Raw genomic sequence first — 24,061 nt, 5'->3', positions numbered from 1 at the left:
CACGAAGCAAGAAGCAGAACGGAGTGGGAATATGAAATCGCTTGGCAGCATCCGCAGGGATTTCGCGCCATGGAACGACCCGAACGCCAAGCCATACATCCAGTTCGACAACGTCACCAAGAAGTTCGGTGACTTCATCGCCGTCAACAATCTGTCGCTGACCATTTTCGAGCGCGAGTTCTTCGCCCTGCTCGGCGCTTCGGGTTGCGGAAAGTCGACGCTGCTGCGGATGCTTGCCGGTTTCGAGGAACCGACGGCCGGCCGCATCCTGCTCGACGGCCAGGATCTGCGCGGCATCCCGCCCTATCGCCGGCCGGTCAACATGATGTTCCAGTCTTATGCGCTGTTCCCGCATATGACGGTGGAGAACAACATCGCCTTCGGCCTCAAGCAGGAAGGCATGCCCAAGCCCGATATCGAAAAGCGCGTCGCCGAGATGCTGAAGCTGGTCAAGCTCGAGCAGTTCGCCAAGCGCAAGCCGCACCAGCTCTCCGGTGGCCAGCGCCAACGCGTCGCGCTCGCCCGCTCGGTCGCCAAGCGGCCGAAAGTGCTGCTGCTCGACGAGCCGCTCGGCGCGCTCGACAAGAAGCTGCGCGAGGAAACCCAGTTCGAACTGATGGATTTGCAGCAGGAGCTCGGTCTCACCTTCGTGGTCGTCACCCACGACCAGGAAGAAGCGATGACCATGGCCGATCGCATCGCCATCATGGACAAGGGCGAGGTCATGCAGGTGGCGACGCCGGCGGAAGTCTACGAAGCCCCTGCCTCCCGCTTCGTCGCCCATTTCGTCGGCAATGTGAACATGTTCGAGGGCAAGGTCGCCGAGCGGTCGGCCAACACCACCCGCATCACCGGACCGAGCGGTGCCCAGATCGTCGTCGAGAATGGCGGTGCCGCGGCCGCAGCCAATGCCGATATCGTCTTCGCCATCAGGCCGGAGAAGATCAAGGTCTCGTCGAAGAAGCCAGCCGATGCGGTCAACGCGCTGGAAGGCGAGGTCTATGACGTTGCCTATCTCGGCGACATGACCGTCTACCACATCAGGCTCGACGATGGGCAGATGGTGCGGGCAAGCGCCTTGAACGCGGCGCGCGTGACCGAGGATCCGCTGACCTGGAACGACCGCGCCTGGGTATCCTTCCGGTCCGATGCCGGCGTCGTGCTGGCGCGGTAGGGGGCTGATATGTCCAACATCGCCGTCACCGATGCCGCCGCGCCACCGGCCGCCGCCAAGCCGTTCCTGACGCGGCTGGGTGCCGGTTTCATCAACCGGCTCGTCATCATCGTCCCCTACCTCTGGCTGCTGTTCTTCTTCCTCATCCCTTTCGTCATCGTCTTCAAGATTTCATTGTCGCAGACGGCGATCGCCATGCCGCCCTACACGCCGGTGCTTGACTTCAGCGACGGCGTCTCCGGCTTCTTCGCCGGGTTCCGCGACCTCAACTTCGACAACTATGTCTGGCTGACGCAGGACGCCCTCTATTTCAAGGCCTACATCACCAGCCTGATCATCGCCGCCATTTCGACCGTGCTGACGCTGCTGGTGGGCTACCCGATAGCCTATGGAATGGCGCGCGCGCCGGCCACGATCCGCCCAACCTTGCTGATGCTGGTCATCCTGCCGTTCTGGACGTCGTTCCTGATCCGGGTCTATGCCTGGATCGGCATTCTGAAGCCCGAGGGCCTGCTCAACCAGCTGCTCTTGTCGCTGCACATCATCAGCCAGCCGCTGGTCATCCTCAACACCTATACGGCGATCTTCATCGGCATCGTCTATTCCTACCTGCCCTTCATGGTGCTGCCGCTTTATTCGTCGCTGGAAAAGATGGATTACTCGCTGATCGAGGCGGCCAAGGATCTGGGCTGCCCGCCGACCGCGGCTTTCTGGAAGATCACCTTCCCGCTGTCGCTGCCGGGCGTCATAGCCGGCTGCCTGCTGGTGTTCATCCCGGCCGTCGGCGAGTTCGTCATTCCCGACCTGCTCGGCGGATCGCAGACGCTGATGATCGGCAAGACGCTGTGGAACGAGTTCTTCGCCAACCGCGATTGGCCGGTCTCGTCGGCTGTTGCCGTCATCCTGCTTCTGCTGCTCACCGTGCCGATCATGCTTTTCCAGCAGGCACAGGCGCGTGCCCAGGAGCAGGGCAAATGAACACCACCTGGAGCCGCTTCAACGTCACCTCGATCGTGCTGGGCTTTGCCTTCCTGTACCTGCCGATCGTGCTGCTCATCGTCTTCTCCTTCAACGAATCCAAGCTCGTCACCGTCTGGGGCGGCTTTTCGACCAAATGGTATGTCTCGCTGTTCCACAATCAGGGCCTGATGGACGCCACCTGGGTGACGGCGCGTGTCGGCGTCATTTCGGCCACCGTGGCGACCGTGCTCGGCACGCTGGCGGCGCTCACCCTGACGCGCTACACGCGGTTCAGGGGCAGGGTGCTGTTTTCCGGCATGGTCTTCGCACCGCTCGTCATGCCGGAAGTCATCACCGGCCTGTCGCTGCTGCTGCTCTTCGTTGCCGTCGGTCTCGACCGCGGTTTCTTCACGGTGACGCTCGCCCACATCACGCTGACGATGTGCTTCGTGGCGGTCGTCGTGCAATCGCGCCTGGTTTCCTTCGACCGGTCGTTGGAGGAGGCGGCGATGGATCTTGGCGCAACGCCGGCCAAGACCTTCTTCCAGATCACGCTGCCGGTGATCCTGCCAGCGATCGTATCCGGCTGGATGCTGGCCTTCACACTGTCGCTCGACGATCTGGTCATCGCCAGCTTCACCTCGGGACCGGGCGCCACAACGCTGCCGATGAAGATCTACAGCCAAGTCCGTCTCGGCGTGACGCCGGAGATCAATGCCGCCTGCACCATCCTGATCGCCGTCGTCGCGGTCGGCGTCATCATCGCTTCGATCGCCAACAAGCGTCGTGAGGTGCAGCGCCAACTCGACGAACAGGCGGCGCAACGCGGCTGAGCATGATCCCGAAAAGTGGAAGCCGGTTTTCGGGCAGGATCATGCTCAACTGAAAGGAGGCATGATCCCGAAAAGTGGAAGCCGGTTTTCGGGCAGGATCATGCTCAACTGAAAGGAGGCATGACCCCGAAAAAGCATGCCCTCGGGCCTGACCCGAGGGTGAAGCCGGTTTGATGTTCAGCGAAACGTAAGCGCGCTTCTATTCGCCCGAAACGCCGCGGCTTATCGGCGAAATGAACGGCGTGCTCCAGGTTCCGCCGACGAAGAAGGACGACTGGTTGGGGCCTTGCTGGCCGGTCTTCTGCGCCGCCGTCTGGTCCGGCTGGATGACGCCGCCGGACAGTGCCAGTCCGCGCCCCGCATAGGAGGCGATGCCGGAAAGCCAGATCTTGTATTTCGCCGAATTGGCCTCGGCCTTGTCCAGCCTCGCCACGCCTCGCGAAATGGTCGCCTTCACTTCGGCGCCGTCGATCGGCAGCGTGCCGTCCGAGACGTCGTCGAGCGCGAAGAAGCCGCCCTGCTCGGTATGCTTGAGAAAGGCCGGCAGGTTGAATTTGCTGAGCGCGCCGGGGCCGAAGGTCGCCGAGACCGAACCGTCGGCGTTTTCAAAGATCGAATCCCAGGTCCTGCCCGGTCCCTTGAGGATGACCGAAACGGTGCCCGTGCCGACCGGCACCAGTCGGGTCATGCCCGCCGCCGTGCCGAACGCGCCGCCATCGACATCGGACGCAAGCAGCCGGATCTCGACCTGTGTGCCCTCGGGCTTGCGGTCGAATCGGAGGCTGGTCTGGATATTGCCGCCAAAGGCCGAGGCGTCGGAGATATCGAAGACGGAAAGACCGTCCTTGACCTGGGCGGTTGCGGCGACATCGGCAAGCTGGATCGTTCCGGCCGTGGCATGCGCCGCTGATAGCCTCAGATCGAGATTGGCCCGGTCGGCGAAACTTGCCTCAACGTCACCTGGGCCGGCCCCGCTCGCCGGTCCCAGCGGGGTGAAGGCGGACAGAAACGATCTGAGGTCGAGCGTGTCGAAGGCGAGCGTGCCCGAGATCACGGGTTGGGCGTCGCCAAACGACAGGTCGAGCGCGCCCATGCCCGGATTGTTGTCCAGCGTCAGCGCGGTGTTCTCGAACTTGACGCGTCCGGCCGACGCCGTGACCTTGCTTGAAATGCTGACCGAGCCGATCGCGGCACTTGGCGCGATACCGGCCTGCGACCATTCCAGCACACGGCGCAATGAGGGTGCCGCGAACTTCACCTGGCCATCGAAATAGGCGTTGTCGGACATGCTGGCTGTGCCGTCGAAGGAGAAGGTGGCGGGTGCTGCCTTGAAAGACAGGGTGAGCGGCGCCACACCGCCGGCAAACAGCACCAGCGGCTTCTGTGAGGCAGCGTCGAGGGCGACGCTTTCGCCGCGCCAGATTCCGGTTGCCGACAGCGTCGCATTGCTGTTCATCGCCGCCCAGGTCGCCTGACCGCTGAGGCTGCTCAGGATCTCCACGTCTTTACCGTTGACGGAAGCCACCATGCGGCCGTCCCTGAATTCAACCGTGCCGAAGGCATCTGTCGGCAGCTTGTCGAGGTCGGGCTTGGCTGGATCGGCACTGACCACGCCGCGTGCCGTGTCGATGGAGCGCGCGATACGCCCACCGGTCGGCGCGGTGGGCAGGAACAGGCCGTCCGCCGTGCGCTGGACCCGGATCGTCGGCCGCACCAGCCGCGCCGTGGAAAACGCCACATCGCCCTGCAACGCCGCCATGGCCGATAGGTCGATTTCGACGCGTTCGGCTTCCACGACCGGCGGCGCGTCGGTGTCCGTCCATTTCGAAAGCGTGACGTCGGTCAGGATCGCCCGGAATTTCGGCCAGACCTCGATGCGCGGCGAGCCTTCGATGGCGACCCGGAAGCCGCTCCAGGCGCTCATTTCCCAAGCGATGCGATCGCGCACGATGCGCGTCGAGGCGATCAGCGGCAGGGCTGCGACCACCAGAGCGATGACGATCACGGCAGCGCCGATCGCCCATACTCCGCGGCGGATCAAGGATGATGGCATCTCGCCCTATATGCTTCCGTTCCGATTAGTCGCCTGACGTAAAACCCAGCCGTCACTACGACTTAGGGCTGAGGCATTTCAAGTCTTTATGGCCCGGCGATGGCATTTGCGCACACCTGAGCGCTTCGGCCCAACAAAATCTTGCTCTGCTGCGCTGCAATATGCATAAGCGATGACGACCGTGGGAGGACCGATCATGGCTGCCGAAGTACCGCTCTGGACCCCGACGCAAGACCGGATCGACGCTTCGCCATTGACAGCTTTCCAGAAGGTCGCGGAGGCGAAAGCCGGCGCCACATTCGCCTCCTATGCCGACCTTCACCGCTGGTCGGTCGAGGATCGCGAGACCTTTTGGAGCCTAGTCTGGGACTTTTCCGGCATTGTCGGCGAAAAGGGCGGGCGCCTGCTGGCCGACGGCGACAAGATGCCCGGTGCCTGCTTCTTTCCCGACGCGACGCTGAATTTCGCCGAGAACCTGTTGAAGAAGACCGGCGTGGGCGAGGCGATCGTCTTTCGCGGCGAGGACAAGGTCGAGCGGCGGCTGTCCTGGAACCAACTGCATGGCCTGGTCTCGCGCCTGCAGCAGCTTTTCCTGTCGCTCAAGGTCAAGAAGGGCGACCGCATCGCGGCGATGATGCCCAACATGCCCGAGACCGTCGCCGCCATGCTGGCCGCCGCCTCCATCGGCGCGGTGTGGTCATCCTGCTCTCCCGATTTCGGCGAACAGGGCGTGCTCGACCGGTTCGGCCAGATCGAGCCTGTCATCTTCATCGCGCCCGACGGTTATTGGTACAATGGCAAGGCGATCGAGGTCGCCGACAAGGTCGCCGCGGTTGCCGCCAAGCTCGGCAGTGTCCGCAAGGTGCTGCTTGTCGATTATCTCGGTACTTCGGCCGATGTGGCGGCAACCATCGACAAGGCGGTGGCGATGGAAGAGGCGCTGTCGCCCTTCGCCGCCAAACCAGTCAGCTTCGAGCCCCTGCCGTTTTCGCATCCGCTCTACATCCTGTTTTCATCAGGAACCACCGGCATCCCCAAATGCATTGTCCACTCGGCCGGCGGGACGCTGATCCAGCATGTCAAGGAACACCGGCTGCATGCCGGCCTCGTCGACGGCGACCGCTTCTTCTACTTCACCACCTGCGGCTGGATGATGTGGAACTGGCTGGTGTCGGGCCTGGCTTGCGGGGCGACGCTGCTGCTCTATGACGGTTCGCCCTTCTACCCCGACGGCAATGCGCTGTTCGACTTCGCCGATGCCGAGAAGATGACCTTCTTCGGCACCTCGGCCAAGTTCATCGATTCCGTGCGCAAGGCCGGCCTTAGGCCGATCCGCAGCCATGATTTGTCGACCGTGCGGGCGATCTCCTCCACCGGTTCGCCGCTGTCGCCCGAGGATTTCCGCTTCGTCTACGAAGGCATCAAGCAGGACGTGCATCTCGCCTCGGTTTCCGGCGGCACCGACATCGTCTCCTGCTTCGTGCTCGGCGTGCCCACCCAGCCGGTGTGGACCGGCGAGATACAGGGACCGGGCCTCGGCCTGGCCGTCGATGTCTGGGACGACGACGGCAGGCCGATCCGGCAGGAAAAGGGCGAACTGGTCTGCACCAAGGCCTTTCCGTCGATGCCGATCGGCTTCTGGAACGACCCCGACGGCAAGAAATACCAGGCGGCCTATTTCGAACGCTTCGACAATGTCTGGTGCCATGGCGATTTCGCTGAGTGGACGGTGCACGGCGGCATGATCATCCATGGCCGCTCGGATGCCACGCTCAACCCGGGCGGGGTGCGCATCGGCACGGCGGAGATCTACAATCAGGTCGAACAGATGCCGGAAATCCTGGAAGCGCTGTGCATCGGCCAGGATTTCGACAATGACGTGCGTGTCGTGCTGTTCGTGCGGCTGGCCGCGGGCGTCCAATTGGACGAGGATCTGGAAAAACGCATTCGTGCCAAGATACGCAGCGGCGCGAGCCCCCGCCATGTCCCGGCCAGGATCGTCGCGGTCACGGATATTCCGCGCACCAAGTCAGGCAAGATCACCGAACTCGCCGTGCGCGACGTCGTGCATGGCCGCGCCATCAAGAACAAGGAAGCGCTCGCCAACCCGGAAGCGCTGGAGCTGTTCAGGAACCTGCCGCAGCTTGCCGAGTGATGCCGATCAGCATGGTTAACGAACCATGTCGCGGGAATTTACCTAGATTTCACGAGTGGTACACATTCGTAAATTTTTCAGCGAGCCGGTAAGGACTTGTTAAGGCCCGGCCCCGATAGTCGCATGTAACTTGAGGGAGAAATCCCGTTCCTCAGCCCCCGGAGGATCTGAATTCGCTCAAGCCCCCGTTGTGACAGCAATCCCATCTCTTAAGGCGTCCTCCAGGGCGCCTTTTCTTTTGGACTCGCTATTCCGCCAGCACCCGGGTCGAAGGAAACGCGACCTCGACCAGTGTGCCTTCGCCAGGCGTCGAATTGATGGTGAAGCGGGCGCGGTTTGCTTCCACCATCGCCTTGGTCAGCGGCAGGCCAAGGCCGGTGCCGTCACCGCGGCCGCGCTTCAGCGCGTTGATCTGCTTGAACGGCTTCAGCGCCTGTTCGATCTCGGCCTGGCTCATGCCAATTCCGGTGTCGCGCACCCGCATGACGACGTCGCCTGAAGTCTCGTAGGCGGTCGAGACGATCACCTGGCCGCCGGCCTGGGTGTAGCGAATGGCGTTGGACAGGATGTTGAGCGCGATCTGGCGCACGGAGCGCAGGTCGGCCACCACTTCCGGCAGCCGCGAGGCGAAGCTGGAGCGGATGATGACGCGTTCGCGGTTGGCCTGCGGCTGCATCATAGCCACGGTCTCGGCCAGCGTGTCGTTGAGCGAGACCGCCTCATAGGCCATTTCCTGCTGGCCGGCCTCGATCTTCGAGATGTCGAGCAGGTCGTTGACCAGGTCGAGCACATGGTTGCCCGAGCGATTGATATCGCGCAGATAGTCGCGGTAGCGGTCATTGGCGACCGGCCCGAACTTCTCGTCGACCATCAATTCGGAAAAGCCGATGATGGCATTGAGCGGCGTGCGGATCTCGTGGCTGATGCGGGCAAGGAAATCGGTCTTCTGCGAGGACGCCCGTTCGGCCACCGCGCGCGCCTGGGTGAGATCTTCCTCGGCTCGCTTCCACTGCGTGATGTCGCGCACGACAGCGCAGAAGCCGCTGTCATTGGGCAGCCGGCCGATGGTCATGAACAGCGGGATGAAGCGCCCCTGCGCCTCGCGCCCGATCACCTCGCGGCCGTCATTCATGACGCTCGCCACGCCGGGTTCGGAAAGCCCGGTGAGATAGTCGCGCGCCGCGCGCTGGCTTTCGATGGCAAACAGCGAGGCGAAGGGCTTGCCGGTCACCTCGTCGCTGTCGAAACCGAACAGCGCTTCGGCCGGGCGGCTGATCGAGCGGATGGTGCCGTCGCTGCCGATCAGCACGACGCCGTCGGTAGCGGTGTCGATGATGGTGCGCATCTCTGCGATGCGGGCTTTGAGCTCGGAAATGTCGGGTTGTGTCGGCTCTTCGCCGACCAAGTGCAGGGCTGCGGGCGCGTCATCATCGCCGGAACGGCGCACGACCAGCATCAGCGCCTTGCCGTCGCGCCAGGGAACGGAGCGCAGGATCGCGTCGATCGGGAATTCCTGGCCATCGCGCGTTTTCAGCCGCAGTGCCCGGTCGCTGCCGTCGGAGGTGCCGTCATCGGCGTAAGGATCGGCGAACAGCGCACCCAGGCCGCCGGCGTCCTCGAGATCCTCGAGCGTGTCATAGCCGGTCAGGTCGAGGAACTCCTCATTGGCATAATGCAACTGATCGCCCGAATGGATGAGCAGCGGCACCGGCAGCTTGCCGAGCAGCGAGGTGTCTGGAGCCTTGCTTTCGTCGCCGACGGAAAAGGCCGACGGCACGATCCCTTCGGTCTTGAGCGGCGGCACTTTCAGGCGTGGCCGTTCGGCCGGGCTCTCGACGCCGCCGCTTGCGGCTTCACCGCCAAACGTCGCGGGCTGCTCGCCAGCGGTTTCCGCGCCGTCGCCCCAGTCCTCACTGTCCTCGGCATCGCGAAAATCGGCCGACGTCATGTTGTCATCATCGTCGACGGCATTATGTATGGCTGCTTTTGTATCAGCTCCTTCGCCCGTCGCGTGGGGTTCCGTAACCTCCGGTTTCGCCGCTACGGCTTCTGAAACCGGGGGCTCGTCATTGTCCGCGACAGGACCGGATTCGTCATTCCGGTCGGCGTAGTTGAGCAAGGAGCCGCCCACGCCAGGCAAGGTGTCGGCGGGTTCGGCATCGTTCACGTCGTCCGGATGACCGCCATCAAGCCGTGCGAGATCCGCCTCGTCCTCGGCATCGGTCTCGGATGGTTCGGCCAGCACCGCGTCGCTCTCCGGTTCCGCCACCGGGATTTCGCCGGTCTCTGCCGGCTCTTGACCCGAGACGGCTTCAGGCGTCGACGCACCATCGGCGACGGCCTCGATCGGAGTTTCCGTCTTGGCGGCCGGGGCCTCCACGGTTGTTTCAGCCGCTGGCTCAGCCGGTGTGCTGGGCTCCGGTTTCGTCGTGCTTTCGATGCCGGGCTTGTCGGCTTCTGGCGGCTCGGTGGGTGCACTGTCCTTCTTCAGCCGCTCGCCGATCTCACGGAAGGCGCTGCGTTCCAGTGTCGACAGCCCTTTGTCGTTGGCCGGCTGCCGGTGTTCGGCCAGGCGGATGACCTTGTCGGCAAAGCGCCGCTCTTGTTTCGGCACGATGGTCAGCGCCGGCACCTCGCCCTTGAATGGATCCGCCGCATTTGGTTCCTCGGCCTTCGACTCGTCCGCCGTCGGCTCTTCAGCCCGAGGTTCCACGGTTTTCGGTTCCGGCGTCGTCGGCCGCTCGCCATTGGGCAACAGGGCCATGCCGATCGCTTCCGGATCGACGATCGCATCGCCAGTCCGGGCAACGCCGAAGCCGCGAAAACCTTCGAAGGCGCGGCTGCGGCTATAGACGGGCAAAGCCGCCAGGTCGACGGGGATCTTCAGGTCGGTGCCAACGACAGGCCACAGCACGGAGCGGCCGGACCAGGTATCGCGCCGCTCCAGCAGGCCGGCGATCTCGCCGGACGGGTCAAGGCCGAAGGCCGCCGCGACATCCCTGAAGCGCCGGCCGATCACGTCGGCTGCCGGCTTGCCGACAATGTCGGCGAATTCCGGCGACAGCGTGCTGAACTTGCCTTCGGCGTCGGTGCGCCAGACGAAGCGCAGCGGCGCTGCCGAGCGGTCTATTGTCCGAGCTGGGGACGTGGTCTGGGCTGCCGGGGAGGCGGGCTTGCTCTCCTTCGCGCTGTCCACCGGAGCCTCGTCGCCGGTCGCCTGGACCACATTTTTCGCTTCCGGCGCGGCAGGCGCGGGTCGCGCGTCATCCTCGCCGACATTGAAGTACCAGTGATCGTGCTGTGCCGGCGTGCCGCCCGCTGCCGGCCGATCTTTGTCGGCGGCAACCGGTGTCGGTCCGGTTGGCTCCGAAATCTCTTGCGTGGCCCGTTCCGGCATATCTTCAGGCACCGGCTTGGAAGGGGCGGGCTCGATCTCGGCAGGGCCAGGTGACCGTTCGACGGCCTCCGCCTGCGAAGCATCCGCCGTTGGCTGATTGTCCTGATGAGGACCGGATTGTGCGGCGGTGCTTTCCGTTACTTTATGAGCGGGTTCTGCCGAAGCCTCTGAGACAGACGCATTGTCCTCGAGCTGATCCTCATCGATCACAACCAGGAGATGCCGCTCCGGCGTCAGCCGCGCGAGCCCGGCGGGGTAGGAGGTGTTGCCGCCCGGAACGAGACGCTTGACGATGCGTTCGCCCTCGGCGGCCACATCGGCGGCCACATCGGCGACCAGGGCAGCCAGCGTCGCGGGCTGGATGCCGAGCTTCGAAAAGCCGTCCGACGCGGCCTCGACATTGCCCCCGGCATCGATGAAGGCGATGAAATGGCCGTCTTCGGTGAAGCCGCTGATCGCCCGGCTAGCGATTTCGGCGGCATCACGCGAGCCCGTCTGCGCCGCCGGCACCGCCAGCATGATCGCCTTCTCGCCGTCGGGCAGCGTCACGGCACTCGCCTGGAAGCCGACGGTCCTGCTGGTCATGCCGGTCGCCAGCCTGACGGTGATGCCGCGATCGCTGCCGATCTCGGGGAAGCCGCTGGTCGCCATGATCTGGCGGCGGGCAATCAGCGGCAGCTGTGCCGAGGCGCCGATGATCGCTTCGATGTCGGGATAGCCGAACACTGCGGCGCCCGGCCCATTGGCCCAGATCACCTGCTCCAGGTCGACCGACAGGATCGCGATCGCGTCGCCGGCGGCAAAGCGCTGGCGCACCGCGTCGAGCACGGCGACGTCGAGGAAGGAATATTCGGACGGCATGCGCTTGGCGAACCCTCACGGAGCGGCGAAATTTGCAGTTAACGCTTTGTTAATAAAAGCCGCAGGCGCGAAGGTCCACAAGCCAGAACGTGCAAAGGCTGGTTTCTGGGCTTTTGGTTAACGGCCGGAAAGAAATTTATGGTGCACTGCAACAAAGATATTGCAATGCACAAAATTTGCCTTTATATTGCCATCATAACTGAACGAGACGGCTTTCCGTCAAAGCCGCTGCTGCTGAAAAGGATGGAAAATGTCCAGGACCAAAACTGCCGAGACGATTGAAAACGTTGAATTCCCGAGCTTCGACGCTTCCAAGGCCACCGACCAGATGCGCGCTTTCGCCGAAAAGGGCGTTGAGCAGTCGAAGGAGGCCTATGCCAAGCTCAAGACCGGCGCCGAGGAAACCCAGAAGGCTCTGGAGTCGAGCTACGAGACCGCCAAGACTGTTTCCAGCGACCTGTCGCTCAAGACCATCGCGGCGCTGCGCGCCAATGCCGAAGCCGGCTTCTCGCATCTCGAAGCCCTGATCGGCGCCAAGTCGCTGTCGGAAGTCGTCGAGCTGCAGACCGCTTTCCTGCGCAAGCGCGTCGAGTTGACGGTCGAGCAGGCCAAGGACTTCCAGGCCGTTGCCTCCAAGGCGGCGGAAGACGTCTCCAAGCCGATCAAGACCGCCTTCGAGAAGGCGATCAAGGACATTAAGGCTGCCTAATATTTGCGCATAATCTGAAGATGCAACAAAAGGTCGCATTTTCTTAAAAGCGGTCAGGCGTATGTTGATAGCCATCAAGAAATACCCGGCGAGTGGAACCTCCTCCCTCTGCTCCCCGGGGTGACCAGCCAGCTCCTCCTCCCGCTGGCTCGTAACAGGAAAAGGCCGGCACCTCCTCCCGCCGGCCTTTTTCTTTGCCCGGCGAAACCGCCGCTGTTGCGGCGACATGTGGGGAAGTGGCCTTTGCTTCGCAAAAGCCTTGAATTAAAATCCATAAGCCCGTATGGACGCATCGCCGAACGACAGAGCGGATCGCTTGAGACGAGTTCCCGAAGAGATTCCGCTCAGGCAAATGTGCCGTTGTAGCTCAGCTGGTTAGAGCGCCGGATTGTGGATCCGGAGGTCGCTGGTTCGATCCCAGCCAACGGTACCATCGGCTTTCACTGTTAAGTCATTGACTATGCTTTATAAATTCCGATTTTTTGGCGAGGCTCTCGCCTCGTTTTGAAACTATTGTGCTACCTATTGTGCTACAAATGGTACGCTCACGACATGGGAAGGCGCCGAGAAGAGTGAGACTCTGATCGCTTTCTGCGGATGCGAGCGCGGATCGAACACGCCCCCAGACAGGTCGCCGGATTCGCGCACCGAGGTCGAGAACGCCGTGCGCAGCAGGGTCAGCGCCTGCTCCTCGACCACCGAGATCAACCGGCCCATCTCGGCCGTTCTCCGGAGCGCGACGTCGATCGGGCAAAGACGCTCTCGTCAATTCAGGCGGTGGCCGAAGCGATCGACCCTGAAATCGTCGAGAGGCGTCTCGCATCGGTCGGTCGTGATGAGCTCGGCCATGGCGTCGCCCACGCCCGGACCGAGCTGGAAGCCATGTCCGCTGAAGCCGAAGGCGTGGAACAGCCCTGGCGTCGTCGCCGAGCGTCCCATCACCGGCTGCATGTCCCTGACATAACCCTCGCAGCCGGACCAGGTGCGGATGACCGCGACCTTTGCGATCGCCGGCAGCAGCCGCGCCACTGCCCGCAACTGCGTCGGCAGGCGCATGGGGTCGGCGCTGGCATGACCCGGATCGAGGTCAACCGCGACCCGTTCGGCCGCTCCGCCGAAGACGATGTTGCCCCGTTCGACCTGGCGTAGATAGGCGCCATGGTCTTTGTCGCGCGTCCAGATGCCGACCACCGGCAGGATCCGATGCGGCAGCGGTTCGGTCACGCCCATTTGCGGGCCGCGGGCGTCGAGCGGGACTTCTTCGCCGAACCCAGCGGCGATGCGCGCGCCCCAGGCTCCGGCGGTGTTGAGCAGGCACTCGGAGGCGAATGAGCCCTTCGAACTGGTAATAAGGAAACCGGAGCCCGTATAGGTGATCTTCTCGACCTCGGCTCCCTCGATGATTTGCGCCCCCAGTCTGCGGGCCGCCGCGGCAAAGGCCGGCGCGATCAGCCGCGGATTGCCGCTGCCGTCATGCGGAGAAAATGACGCGGCGATCGCGTCGGCGCCGAGGCCGGGAAAGCGGGCGCTAATCTCGCGTGGGCCGAGTTCTTCCAGCTCGAGGCCCCAGGGCTGCGCGGCTTGGGCATAGGCCCGCATGTCGGCAAGGCTTCCTTCATCGAAGATCAGCCGGACATGGCCGGTGGCGCGGAATTCGACGTCGCGGCCAAGCATCTTTTCGGCTTCGCCCCACAGTCGGAGCGAGCGGTGGGCCAGTGGAAGCTGGGACAGATGGCGTCCCGTGCGCCGGATGTTGCCAAAGGAGGCGACTGTGGCTCCGGTGCCGACCCGATTACGCTCGATCAGCGTCACGCGCGCGCCGCGCCGGGCAAGGAAATAGGCCGAAGCCGTCCCCATCAGTCCGCCGCCCAGCACGATCACATCCATGGCTATTCCCTAGAGTATGATCCCAAAAAAGCGGGAACCGGTTTTCTCGGACAAACGGTTTCCGTTTGTCCAGGAGATCATGTTCCAACAAAGAGCTGGGTGATGGCTATTCGACCAAATGTCATCTTCATTTAGCGCGGAGCGGACAATCCCTGAAGGCGCCGATCTTGTCGGCACCGCTTCATTGCGTCAAAGATGGGTTTGGACAACAGCCATAAGCTTAGCCTATGGAGTGGCAATGCGTGCCCGTCAGCTCGAAGTGTTCATCGCCGTCATGCGCGCGGGCACCGTGACCGCTGCGGCGCGGATGCTGAACATCTCCCAGCCTGCGCTCAGCCAGATCCTGCTCCACACCGAGGACGAACTCGGCTTCACGCTGTTCGAGCGGGTGAAGCGCCGCCTGCGGCCGACCCCGGAGGCACTCGAGATCTTCGCCGATGCCGAGAGGCTGTCGGCGGGGCTGGAGGGCTTGCGCCGCAAGACCACCGACCTGCGTTTGGGCCGGACGGGGCTGGTGCGGGTCGCGGCCTCGCCGCCGCCGGCCATGGCTATCTTGCCGCGCGCATTCACCAGCTTCCGGGCGCAGCATCCCGATATTTTGCTGCGTTCCCATAGCGCGCCGATCGCCGCGATCGTCGACATGCTGCGTGCCGGCGATGCCAGCCTCGGCGTGGCGTTGGACGACCGGCTGCCTCCCGACATCGATGCAGAGGTGATCGGCAGCGTCGGCTTCGCCTGCCTGCTGCCCGCCGGGCATGCATTGGCCAGGAGAACCGAGTTGAGCCTCGTCGATCTCGCCGCGGAAGAGTTGATATCCTATCGCGCAAACACCCGCCCCGCCGACGAGTTGGCCCACGCGGCCCGCGCGCAAGGTGTGGCGTTTTCGCCGTCGCTTGAGATCGATGTCTCCATCTCGGCGGTCGGCTTTGTTCAGGCCGGCCTGGGTATCGCCGTGGTCGACGCGCTGCTGCCCTGGCACCAGTTTGCCGGGCTTGCCGTCAGGCCGCTCGCGAATGGGCCGGAATTTCCGCTCGCGCTGCTCAGCTCGCGCACACGGGCTCTGTCGCGGGCGGATGAGATAATGCGCGACCAGATCCGCACCGCCTGTTCCGTCGTGCTGGGCGGTGCCAGGGCATAAGCAAGACTTATATCATTCCTCTTCATACGTCTTGGACCCTGGCCATCCTGTCGTGTCAGCTTTGGTTGGCAGACAGGAAGGGACGTATCATGGATGGTGTCATCGCGGCCAACGAGGCGCGGGACGAAACCGACTGGAAGGTCGGCGTCGATATCGGCGGCACATTCATTGATTTCTGCGCGCTGGAAGCCCGCTCCGGTCGCGTCGCCTCGCTGAAAGTGCTGACGACGCCGGAGGATCCGGGCGCCGAGCTGATGACGGGCCTCACGCTTCTGGCCGAACGCGAAGGCTTTGATCCTGCCCGTATGACGCGCTTCGTGCACGGTACGACGGTTGGCATCAATACGATCATCCAGCGCAAGGGTGCGCCGCTCGCGCTGTTCACCAATGCCGGCTTCGAGGACGTCATCGAACTGGCGCGGCTGCGCATGCCGGACATGTATTCGCTGTTCTGCGCGCGGCCGGATCCGTTGATCTCGCGCGACATGGTTTTCGGCATTCCGGCCCGCATGCGTGCCGATGGGAGCGAATCCCGGGCGCCGGACATGGCGGCGGTGGAAAGCGCGGTGGCAGTGGCAAAAGCGAACGGGGCGCAAGGCATCATCGTGTCCTTCCTCCATTCCTGGCGCAGTGCCGCCCAGGAAGTTTCAGTGAAGGCGACGATCGCGCGTCTTGCGCCCGACCTCTTCGTCTTCCCCTCGGCCGAGGTCTGGCCGGTCATCCGCGAATACGAGCGCAGCTCGACCGCCATCCTCAACGGCTATGTCCATCCGCGCGTCTCCGGCTATCTGACGGCGCTGGAACAGCGGTTGAAAAGCCGTGGCGTGCCGGCGCGTCCGATGCTGACGAAGTCGAATGGCGGACTGATGAACGCTGCCGAGGGCAAGCGCGCCTGCGTGAACATGCTTTTGTCCGGAACGGCCTCCGGTGTCATCGGCGCCTCGTGGCTGGCGCGTCAGGCAGGCGAAGACAACGTTCTTACCCTCGACATCGGCGGCACCTCGGCCGACTTCGCGCTCATCATCGGCGGCGAGGCGCAGTTCGGCACCGGCGAGCTGATCGGCGAATTTCCGCTCCATATCCCCTCCGTGTCGGTCAGTTCGATCGGTGTCGGCGGCGGCTCGATCGCCAGTGTCGATGCGCAGGGGGTGCTGCGGGTCGGACCGGAATCGGCCGGTTCGACGCCGGGACCGGCCTGCTACGCCCGTGGCGGCGAGAAGCCGACGGTGACGGACGCCATGGTGGTGTGCGGATGGCTCGGTCACAGCGAGATGGCCTATGGCCAGCTCAGAATCGATACCGGCCTGGCGCATCGCGCGGTCGGCGCGCTTGCCACCCGGCTCGGCCGCCCCATCGAGCAGACCGCGCAGGCGATCCTCGACATCGCGGTGTCGGAGATGTTCGTAGAGGTCGAGAAGCTCGCCTCGCGCGCCGGCGTTGACTTGCGCGACTTCACGCTGATGCCCTTCGGCGGTGGCGGGCCCATGCTCGGCGCTTTTCTTGCCCGCGAACTCGGCATGAAGCGTGTGATGGCGCCGCGCCGCCCCGGCGTGGTGTCGGCGCTCGGCGGACTGGTGGCGGATTTGCGCGGGGATTTCATTCGCACCATCTTCACCCCGCTCTCGGGCGTGTCGCTCGCCGGAATTCGCGAGGCCTTCGAGGCACTGGCGCAAGAGGGGCGCGACTGGCTTGCGGCGCAGGGGCACGACGCGGCCGCGGACCTCACTTTCTCCTGCGACATGCGCTATGTCGGGCAGAGCTATGAGATCGAGGTTGTCCTGTCGCCGCAATGGTTGGCAGATGGTGATGCGGCCGCCATCGCGCAGGCCTTCCATCTCACCCATCAGCAGCTCTACGATTTCCACGACCCGGACGGCGAGATCGAGCTTGTCAACGTCCGGCTGTCCGCCGTCGGCGTCGGGCCGAAACTCTCTCTCCCGGAGACCGATGAAGTGGACGTTGCGGCCATCCCGGCGCGCCGGCTCCCGGTCTATACCGGCTTGAGCGTCGAAACCGTCGACCTCCACAACCGGCAGACCCTGGTGTCGGGCAGCACGTTTCATGGCCCTGCCGTGGTCGTTCAGGAAGACACCACCTTCGCCATTCCTGCCGGAGCGCAGGCAAGGGTCGACCGCCATTTCAACCTTCTGCTGACCTTCGCGGAGTGACGCCATGTTTGACCGGACAAACCTTCAGGTTCTGGCGAACCATGCCCGCGCGGCCGCCGAGAACATGGCGCACACGCTGCACCGCACCGCGCACTCCGCTTTCGTCAAGGAGACGCAGGATTTCACGGTGATGCTGATGGACCGTTCAGGCGCGACCTTCGCGGTGCCGATGGAACTCGGCGCCACCTGGTATCCGGGGCTTTCGTATCACCGCGCGATCGCGATGGTCGACGACTATCGGCCGGGCGATGTCGCCTTCACCAACGATCCCTATTCCGGCCACGTCGCCACGCACGCGCCAGACACGCATCTGTGGAAGCCGGTCTTCGTCGACGGCGACATCGTCGCCTGGACCGGTGGCCATATCCACAACACCGACATGGGTGGCGCGGTGCCGGCTTCGCTCAGCCGGGCGCTGACTGAAATCCATCAGGAAGGCATTCGCTTTCCGCCCATGAAACTGGTGAGGGAGGGCATCTTTGACGAGTCGATCCTGCGGATCATGAGCACCAATGTTCGCAAGCCCGACCTCAACGTCGGCGACATCAAGGCGCTGGTCGGCGCGCTCAACACCGGCGAGCGCAAGATCCAGGCAATGGTGAAAAAATTCGGCAAGACCGGCTTCGTCGAAGGCGTTGCAGCGCTTCTCGACCAGGCGGAAGCGCAGGCGCGCGACGTGCTGCGCGCCATGCCCGACGGCACATGGGAATTCGCCGACTATGCCGACGAGGATTCCGTCGAGGCCAATCCGTGCCGGCTGAAGCTGACGCTGACGATCAAGGGCGATGCGGCGGTGCTCGACTTCACCGGCTCCGATCCGCAGCTCGGCTCATCGCTCAACGTGCCTTCGGGCGGCGACCCGCGCCACACCATGCTGTTGGTGGGTGTCTACTACGTGCTCTACACGCTCAACCCGAAGATCCTTCTCAACACCGGCCTGACCCGGCCGTTCACCTGCATCACGCCTCAAGGTTCGGTGCTGAACCCGGTCCATCCCGCCGCTGTCGGCATGCGCTCGCTCACTTGCGCCCGACTGCGGTCTGTCATCTTCGGTGCCTTCTCGCAGGTGATGCCCGAGCGCCTGCCCGCGGCGCCGGCCGGCAACAACTGCATCGTCAATGTCATGACCACGGACGAGCGCACCAGCCGGACTGTCATCACGGCGGTGAACCCCGTGGTCGGCGGCGGCGGCGCGATGCCGCATCGCGATGGGACCAACGGATCGGGCGCCGATGCTGCCTATCTCAAGAACACGCCGATCGAGATCACCGAGACCGAAACTCCGGTCGAATTCGTGAAATACGGGCTCGCCAGGGACAGCGGCGGCGCGGGGCGTTGGCGCGGCGGCCTGGCGACTGAGATGGCCTTCCGCGTCTTCGCCCCTGATTCCAGGATCACGGCCCGCAACCGCGACCGCAGCTTCTTCCGCCCCTGGGGCGTACTGGGCGGCAAGGCGGCCGGCCTGTCGGACATGGTCGTCAATCCGGGGACCGAGCACGAGCGACCGCTCGGCAACATCGACACCACCGTCCTGCAGCCTGGCGACGTGCTCGAGATCCGCTCCGCCGGAGGCGGCGGGCGCGGGAATCCGCATCAGCGCGAACCCTGGCGGGTCGCACAGGATGTGCGGCGCGGCTATGTCTCGACGACAGCTGCCGAGCACGACTATGGCGTCGTCATCCGCGGCGGCGAGATCGACGAGCAGGCAACGGGGCAACTGCGCGCACGGCAGGAGCCGGCCGCCGGCCATTTCCATTTCGGTCCGGAGCGCGACGGCTACGAAGCGCAGTGGACGCCGGACGCCTATGACCGGCTCACTGCCATATTAATTGATTTGCCGATCCATTGGCGGTTCTTCACCAAGACGGAGATTTTCCGCCGCATGAAGGGGCGCTGGGGACCGGAGGGCGTCCAGGCGGCCTTCGATGCTGTCTGCGAACGCTTCCCCGAACTGCCGCGTCCTGGCACGGTGCGAGAGGCGGCGGAATGATCACCGCCGGCCGCATCGTCAGGCTGGCCGAGTTCGACCGGGCAGAGGTGCATTTCTATCTCGACGGGCAGATGTGCAGTGCATTGGCGGGCGACACAGTACTGACCGCCATGCTGGCTTCGGGCCACGTGCTGCGAAAATCCGAGTTCGGACCCGAGTGGCGCGCCGGGTTCTGCCTGATGGGAGCCTGCCAGGATTGCTGGGTGTGGCAGGACGAGGGCCCGCGTCTGCGGGCGTGCTCGGCCCTTATCGTGGAAGGCCTGCGGTTACGCACGACGGCGCCGGAGAGCTGGCCATGAGCGAGACGACGCCGCCTCGGATCGCGATCGTCGGCGCCGGCCCTGCCGGCATAAGGGCCGCAGCCATGCTGGTCGAGGCCGGGCTCCATCCGGTGGTGATCGACGAAGGGCAGCGCGCGGGCGGGCAGATCTATCGTCGTCCGCCTGCCGGATTCGCCCGCACCGCGAAACAACTCTACGGATCGGAGGCGGCGAAGGCCAGCGCACTGCATCAGCTCTTCGACCGGCTGGCCGAAGAGGGGCGGCTTACCCATTGCGCGGGAAGCTCGGTCATCGCCGTGCAGGAGGGTAGGCTGCATGTGCTGGGGGAGGGCGGCGTGCAGGTGATCTTCCATGACCGCCTGATCCTTGCGACCGGTGCATCCGACCGTGTCGCTGCGATCCCCGGCTGGCAGAGCGCCGGCGTCTACAGCCTTGGCGCGGCGCAGATCGCGCTCAAGGCGCAGGGCGTGGCGCTGGGGCAGCGGATCGTCCTGATCGGATCGGGACCCTTGCTGACGTTGGTCGGCGCCCAGCTTGTCAAGGCTGGAGCGGATGTGGCGGCGGTGTTGGATACCTCTTCCTGGCGCCAGCAGATGCGGGGGCTCTGGAAGCTTGCCGCCCGGCCGTTGGTGGCGCTGCGCGGTCTGGCCCTGCGGGCGCGGCTCGGCGGCCGCTACCATGCGGGCGTGACGCCCGAACGGATCGAGGTCGACGGCAACGGTGTCTCAGCGATGCGCTGGCGCGACGCCGGCGGAAGGCAGCACCTCACGCCATGCGACACGATAGGCATGGGCTGGCACCTGCGGGCGGAGACGCACCTGGCCGACCTGGCGGGATGCACCTTCATCTATGACGAGCGGTGGCGGCAATGGCTGCCGAAGACCGACCAGATGGGGCGCGCTGGCAACGGCGTTTATCTGGCGGGCGATGGATCTCGTCTTCTGGGAGCAGACGCTGCGGAGATCGCGGGGCGTCTGGCGGCAGCGGCGTGCCTTGCCGATCTTGGATTTCCAGCGCCCTCCTGCGCGGCCGATCTGCGGGAGCTTGCGCAGCTCGAGCGCTTTGCCCGCGGCCTGGTTTGCGCCTTTCCCTGGCCGGCGGCAATGGCGCGGGCACTCCCCGATGACGCGGTCGTCTGCCGCTGCGAGAATGTGACCGCCGGAGATATACGCGAAAGTGTGGATTTCGGCGGCGGCGAAGCGAACAGGGTGAAATCGCTGTCGCGCGTCGGCATGGGGCGATGCCAGGGACGCTATTGTCAGTTGGCCGCCGTCGAGCTCATCGCGGCGCAGACCGGCTGCACGCCCGGTGCTGTCGGCCGGTTGCGCGGGCAAGCGCCTGTCCGCCCGGCGCCTATCGGCGCTTTTGTGCGGGACGGCTGATGCGGTTTCAAAGCGATTTCTGGAGGCTGCCGGAACATGGCGAGCTTTGGGTTAGAAGTCGGCAACCTTCCCCCAGACCGAAGTGTCGAAGCGCCTGGGATCATAGGATTGCGGATCGACGATCGGTTGCGACCCGGTCATCAGATCGGCGACGAGGTGCCCGGCGCCGGGCCCGATGCCGAAGCCGTGTCCCGAGAACCCGGCAGCCAGGAAGAAACCCGGAACGGTATCAATCTCGCCGATAACGGGCACGCCATCCGGTGTGCTGTCGATGTAGCCGGCCCAGGTCGCGCTGATCCTGGTCTTTCGAAGGTCGGGCAGAAGTTCGAGTGCCCGGGCATGGATCAGGCGGATCGTCGCCTGGTCCGGGGTCGGATCGAGGATGCGCATCCGCTCCATCGGCGTCGGCTGGTCGAGCCGCCAGCGGCGGAGCGTTTCGTGGCCGGAGCACATGCCCTGCAGGCCGCCGGGCGCGAGGCTGCGCCAGCGCTTCAGGAACATGGGCAGGAACTGCGAGGAGAAGCGCAGCTGCTGCGGCGTCACGTCCACGCGGCCGCGTCCACTTATGGCGAGCGTGTAGCCGCCGTCGCCGCGTCGTGTCGCCGAAATCCTTGCCGTGTGTAGCGCATCCGGCAGACCCGCCGCGCCGGGCGAGACCGACAGAATGGAGGAGCGGATCGACGCCTGCGGAAAGCGGAAACCGAACTGCCGGCAAAAGGAGGATGCCCAGGCGCCGCCGGCCAGCACCGCCATCTTGGTCCGGATCGTCCCGCTTTCGGTGATCACGCCGCTCAGGCGTCCGCCCTCGGTCTCGATGCCACGCGCGGCGCAATTCTGGTGCACGGAGCCGCCGAGCTGGAGGATGGCGCGGGCGACCGCGGGCGCGGCCCGCGACGGATCGGCGGTGCCGTCGGTCGGCGAGAAGACACCGCCCTTCCAGGTCCGGCCAGTGGCGCGACCCCGCTCGCTGGCCTCGGCGCTGTCGAGCATGTGCGTGGTGACGCCGGCCGTCCTGGCGAAGTCACGCCAACGCACCCAGCCGGCCAGTTCCGCATCGTCATTGCTGAGATAGAGCAGGCCGCAGCGGCGGAAGCCGGTGTCTTGGCCGCTTTCCGTCGCGAAGCTGTCCCACAACTCGAGGCTTCGGGTCGCCATCGGCAGTTCGCGGGCGTCGCGGTTCTGCTGGCGGCACCATCCCCAGTTCCTCGAGGACTGCTCGGCGCCAATGCGGCCCTTTTCGACAAGCGCGACCTTCAGGCCGCGCCGTGCCAGATAATAGGCCGCGAAGATGCCGACGATGCCGCCGCCGATCACCACCGCGTCCGCGGTCCGCGGCGGTTCGCCAGATGTCTCGATTTGCTGCAGTGGTGCGCGCATGGTCTCTCTGCCTTGACGCGCCAATCTACCGTGTTGTGCAGGCAGCCGCTGCCGCAGTTGAAGCTGAAGCAGAATTTTATTCCGGCAGCCCGGTCGAAATCGGGAGCCACTGCGTTTCAAAGCGCTGTCCACTTGGATGGACAGGCCAACGGGCTGTGGTAGTGTCAATGCCTACGAGCGAGGCAGCATTTTGTGCTGTGGCATGCGTTCTGCGGAGACGGCCATGAAACTGGATCGGATCGACATCAAAATTCTACACGAATTGCAGAAGAACGGCCGCATCACCAATGTGGAACTGGCTGATCTGGTGCATCTGTCGCCGAGCCCGTGCTTGATGCGGGTGAAGAAATTGCAGTCGGAAGGCTACATCGAAGGCTATTCCGCGCAGGTCAATATCGGCAAGCTCGGCCAGACGCTGACCGTGTTCACCGAAATCACCTTGAAGAACCATCGCCAGGTCGACTTCGCCCGCTTTCTCGCCGTTGTGGAGAAGATCGACCAGGTCATCGAATGCCACCTCGTGTCGGGCGGCTACGACTATTTGATGAAATTCGTGACCGCCGGCATCGCCGAGTACCAGACCATCATGGAACGGCTGACCGACATGGATATCGGCATCGACAAGTATTTCAGCTTCGTGGTGCTGAAGTCCCCGATCGTCAAGGCGCACATGCCGCTGCCCAGCCTGTTTCCGAGGTAGTCAACGGCGACCGCGCTGCTTGTCGCCTGCAGCCCGCTACAAGATGCCCGGCCGCAATATCGGGTGCAGTGCTTTCAATTCGGCTTGCATCTCGGCGATCATCCACGCGCGGATGTCGTTGACGACAGGCCGTACCGGCCTTGAGCGCGGTGCAATCAGCTGATGGATCCGGCCCGTCTTGATCTGCCTGTCCGAGGCCGGGACAAGGGTTCCCTGAAGCAACGCTCTTGAAACGTTGCTAAGCCAGCCGAGCGCCACGCCTTCCCCGTTCATCGCGGCCTGAAGCACGACCGCGTAGTCCGAGAATTCGAGCCACTTTGCCGTGCTGGTCTTGCGGTCCGCCACACTGCCCCATGTGTCCAGCCACTGCTCCCTGGCGTCCGTCAGGTGAAGCAGGACATGACCTTGCCCGGTTCCGGCATGGATCAACCGACCGTGGGCCAACAAATAGGATGGGCTGCATACCGGAACGATGATTTCCGGCGAGAAGGCCCAGTGGTGATAGTGGGTGTCGTCATCCGCCAGGATTCTCGTGGCAAGGTCGACATTCTCGGCTGGTCCTCGCAGAACGCCCGCGATCAGTTCGAACCTCAGGTCGACGTCAGGAAACCGCGCGTTGAACGCTCCCAGTCTCGGAACGAACCAATAGGTTGCCAGGGAACTCGAAAGTGAAAGGGTCACCACCGGCTTTGCAACGCTGTTCTGCTTGATCCTCCGGATCACCTCGGCGATGCCGTCAAATCCCTCCCGCACAGCCGAATAGAGGGCACGTCCTTCTGCAGTCGGAGCCAATCCCGTTGGGCCCCGGGTGAAAAGAGGAACACCGAAATCGGCCTCGAGCTGCGCAATGCTGCGGCTGATCGATGGTTGCGTGACGTTGAACTCGCGCGCCGCAGCCGTGAAGCTACCCGACCGGACAGCAGCTTCGAAGACTAGCAGTCCGCGCGCGGAGGGAATGAGTTTAGCAAAGCTAGCCATACGCCCAGCGTATAGCGA

16 protein-coding genes, 1 tRNA gene and 1 pseudogene are annotated in these 24,061 nt (G+C 64.3%); 12 read left to right on the top strand and 6 right to left on the bottom strand.

What is annotated here, in order from left to right:
* The first annotated feature begins 31 nt into the window (after positions 1-31).
* The 3 genes from FJ546_RS25030 to FJ546_RS25020 are packed head-to-tail and all read left to right on the top strand — an operon-like array spanning position 32 to position 2,967.
* Positions 32-1,174 (top strand): ABC transporter ATP-binding protein, encoded by a 1,143-nt coding sequence (locus tag FJ546_RS25030; protein WP_140891756.1) that lies wholly within the window; start codon positions 32-34, stop codon positions 1,172-1,174.
* A gap of 9 nt (positions 1,175-1,183) precedes the next feature.
* Positions 1,184-2,152 carry an ABC transporter permease subunit gene (locus FJ546_RS25025; RefSeq protein ID WP_140891755.1) on the top strand — a complete coding sequence of 323 codons (969 nt, stop codon included), beginning with the start codon at positions 1,184-1,186 and terminating at the stop codon, positions 2,150-2,152.
* Positions 2,149-2,967 (top strand): ABC transporter permease subunit, encoded by an 819-nt coding sequence (locus FJ546_RS25020; protein ID WP_032928764.1) that lies wholly within the window; start codon positions 2,149-2,151, stop codon positions 2,965-2,967. Before FJ546_RS25025 ends, FJ546_RS25020 begins: the two co-directional genes overlap by 4 nt.
* Positions 2,968-3,166: 199 nt before the next feature.
* Here the strand turns inward: FJ546_RS25020 and FJ546_RS25015 are convergent, their stop codons facing one another.
* Complete coding sequence (locus FJ546_RS25015; protein ID WP_140891754.1) at positions 3,167-5,020, bottom strand: AsmA family protein; 1,854 nt, start codon at positions 5,018-5,020, stop codon at positions 3,167-3,169.
* Positions 5,021-5,216: 196 nt separating this feature from the next.
* On the opposite strand from FJ546_RS25015, the gene FJ546_RS25010 reads away from it, so the two are divergent.
* Positions 5,217-7,175: an acetoacetate--CoA ligase gene (locus FJ546_RS25010; protein WP_140891753.1), complete on the top strand. Its 1,959-nt coding sequence runs from the start codon at positions 5,217-5,219 to the stop codon at positions 7,173-7,175.
* A 247-nt stretch (positions 7,176-7,422) separates the two neighbouring features.
* Here FJ546_RS25010 and FJ546_RS25005 read toward each other — a convergent pair whose 3' ends face one another.
* Entirely contained in the window at positions 7,423-11,433 is a 4,011-nt protein-coding gene (locus FJ546_RS25005) for a PAS domain S-box protein (protein WP_140891752.1), read from the bottom strand.
* A 250-nt stretch (positions 11,434-11,683) separates the two neighbouring features.
* Between FJ546_RS25005 and FJ546_RS25000 the strand changes: the two genes are divergently transcribed.
* Both FJ546_RS25000 and FJ546_RS24995 read left to right on the top strand, forming a co-directional pair.
* Positions 11,684-12,142, top strand: a complete 459-nt coding sequence (locus FJ546_RS25000; protein WP_140891751.1) for a phasin — start codon at positions 11,684-11,686, stop codon at positions 12,140-12,142.
* 356 nt (positions 12,143-12,498) lie between these two features.
* Positions 12,499-12,575: transfer RNA gene (locus tag FJ546_RS24995), tRNA-His, on the top strand.
* 176 nt (positions 12,576-12,751) lie between these two features.
* Here the strand turns inward: FJ546_RS24995 and FJ546_RS24990 are convergent.
* Both FJ546_RS24990 and FJ546_RS24985 read right to left on the bottom strand, forming a co-directional pair.
* A pseudogene (locus tag FJ546_RS24990) lies at positions 12,752-12,859 on the bottom strand (hydantoinase B/oxoprolinase family protein); the annotation flags it as partial.
* 48 nt (positions 12,860-12,907) lie between these two features.
* Positions 12,908-14,029, bottom strand: a complete 1,122-nt coding sequence (locus tag FJ546_RS24985; RefSeq protein WP_140891750.1) for an FAD-binding oxidoreductase — start codon at positions 14,027-14,029, stop codon at positions 12,908-12,910.
* Between the two features lie 238 nt (positions 14,030-14,267).
* On the opposite strand from FJ546_RS24985, the gene FJ546_RS24980 reads away from it, so the two are divergent.
* From FJ546_RS24980 to FJ546_RS24960, 5 genes are all read left to right on the top strand, one after another.
* Complete coding sequence (locus FJ546_RS24980; protein ID WP_140891749.1) at positions 14,268-15,167, top strand: LysR family transcriptional regulator; 900 nt, start codon at positions 14,268-14,270, stop codon at positions 15,165-15,167.
* A gap of 89 nt (positions 15,168-15,256) precedes the next feature.
* Positions 15,257-17,335: a hydantoinase/oxoprolinase family protein gene (locus tag FJ546_RS24975; RefSeq protein WP_140891748.1), complete on the top strand. Its 2,079-nt coding sequence runs from the start codon at positions 15,257-15,259 to the stop codon at positions 17,333-17,335.
* Between the two features lie 4 nt (positions 17,336-17,339).
* Positions 17,340-19,325 carry a hydantoinase B/oxoprolinase family protein gene (locus tag FJ546_RS24970; RefSeq protein ID WP_140891747.1) on the top strand — a complete coding sequence of 662 codons (1,986 nt, stop codon included), beginning with the start codon at positions 17,340-17,342 and terminating at the stop codon, positions 19,323-19,325.
* Entirely contained in the window at positions 19,322-19,624 is a 303-nt protein-coding gene (locus FJ546_RS24965) for a (2Fe-2S)-binding protein (RefSeq protein WP_140891746.1), read from the top strand. The genes FJ546_RS24970 and FJ546_RS24965 overlap by 4 nt, the downstream gene beginning before the upstream one ends.
* Complete coding sequence (locus tag FJ546_RS24960) at positions 19,621-20,988, top strand: FAD/NAD(P)-binding oxidoreductase (RefSeq protein ID WP_140891745.1); 1,368 nt, start codon at positions 19,621-19,623, stop codon at positions 20,986-20,988. The genes FJ546_RS24965 and FJ546_RS24960 overlap by 4 nt, the downstream gene beginning before the upstream one ends.
* Positions 20,989-21,039: 51 nt before the next feature.
* On the opposite strand, the gene FJ546_RS24955 is transcribed toward FJ546_RS24960, so the two are convergent.
* Entirely contained in the window at positions 21,040-22,365 is a 1,326-nt protein-coding gene (locus tag FJ546_RS24955) for an FAD-binding oxidoreductase (RefSeq protein ID WP_140891744.1), read from the bottom strand.
* Positions 22,366-22,588: 223 nt separating this feature from the next.
* Here FJ546_RS24955 and FJ546_RS24950 point away from each other — a divergent pair, with 223 nt between their 5' ends.
* A complete protein-coding gene (locus FJ546_RS24950; RefSeq protein WP_038644676.1) occupies positions 22,589-23,065 on the top strand; it encodes an Lrp/AsnC family transcriptional regulator in 477 nt (158 codons plus the stop codon).
* Between the two features lie 36 nt (positions 23,066-23,101).
* On the opposite strand, the gene FJ546_RS24945 is transcribed toward FJ546_RS24950, so the two are convergent.
* Positions 23,102-24,043, bottom strand: a complete 942-nt coding sequence (locus FJ546_RS24945; protein WP_140891743.1) for a LysR substrate-binding domain-containing protein — start codon at positions 24,041-24,043, stop codon at positions 23,102-23,104.
* Positions 24,044-24,061 lie beyond the last annotated feature (18 nt).

Source organism: Mesorhizobium sp. B2-4-19, assembly GCF_006441315.1.
Classification (GTDB): Bacteria; Pseudomonadota; Alphaproteobacteria; order Rhizobiales; family Rhizobiaceae; genus Mesorhizobium.
This window is presented reverse-complemented; position numbering and strand designations above follow the sequence as displayed.

Excerpts from the sequence above, each read along its gene's own strand:
- FJ546_RS25005 (WP_140891752.1), bottom strand. The coding sequence starts at position 11,433 with ATGCCGTCCGAATATTCCTTCCTCGACGTCGCCGTGCTCGACGCGGTG.
- FJ546_RS24945 (WP_140891743.1), bottom strand. The coding sequence starts at position 24,043 with ATGGCTAGCTTTGCTAAACTCATTCCCTCCGCGCGCGGACTGCTAGTC.
- FJ546_RS24970 (WP_140891747.1), top strand. The coding sequence starts at position 17,340 with ATGTTTGACCGGACAAACCTTCAGGTTCTGGCGAACCATGCCCGCGCG.
- FJ546_RS24965 (WP_140891746.1), top strand. The coding sequence starts at position 19,322 with ATGATCACCGCCGGCCGCATCGTCAGGCTGGCCGAGTTCGACCGGGCA.
- FJ546_RS24980 (WP_140891749.1), top strand. The coding sequence starts at position 14,268 with ATGCGTGCCCGTCAGCTCGAAGTGTTCATCGCCGTCATGCGCGCGGGC.
- FJ546_RS24975 (WP_140891748.1), top strand. The coding sequence starts at position 15,257 with ATGGATGGTGTCATCGCGGCCAACGAGGCGCGGGACGAAACCGACTGG.
- FJ546_RS24985 (WP_140891750.1), bottom strand. The coding sequence starts at position 14,029 with ATGGATGTGATCGTGCTGGGCGGCGGACTGATGGGGACGGCTTCGGCC.
- FJ546_RS24950 (WP_038644676.1), top strand. The coding sequence starts at position 22,589 with ATGAAACTGGATCGGATCGACATCAAAATTCTACACGAATTGCAGAAG.
- FJ546_RS25020 (WP_032928764.1), top strand. The coding sequence starts at position 2,149 with ATGAACACCACCTGGAGCCGCTTCAACGTCACCTCGATCGTGCTGGGC.
- FJ546_RS25025 (WP_140891755.1), top strand. The coding sequence starts at position 1,184 with ATGTCCAACATCGCCGTCACCGATGCCGCCGCGCCACCGGCCGCCGCC.
- FJ546_RS24960 (WP_140891745.1), top strand. The coding sequence starts at position 19,621 with ATGAGCGAGACGACGCCGCCTCGGATCGCGATCGTCGGCGCCGGCCCT.
- FJ546_RS25010 (WP_140891753.1), top strand. The coding sequence starts at position 5,217 with ATGGCTGCCGAAGTACCGCTCTGGACCCCGACGCAAGACCGGATCGAC.
- FJ546_RS25015 (WP_140891754.1), bottom strand. The coding sequence starts at position 5,020 with ATGCCATCATCCTTGATCCGCCGCGGAGTATGGGCGATCGGCGCTGCC.
- FJ546_RS24955 (WP_140891744.1), bottom strand. The coding sequence starts at position 22,365 with ATGCGCGCACCACTGCAGCAAATCGAGACATCTGGCGAACCGCCGCGG.
- FJ546_RS25000 (WP_140891751.1), top strand. The coding sequence starts at position 11,684 with ATGTCCAGGACCAAAACTGCCGAGACGATTGAAAACGTTGAATTCCCG.
- FJ546_RS25030 (WP_140891756.1), top strand. The coding sequence starts at position 32 with ATGAAATCGCTTGGCAGCATCCGCAGGGATTTCGCGCCATGGAACGAC.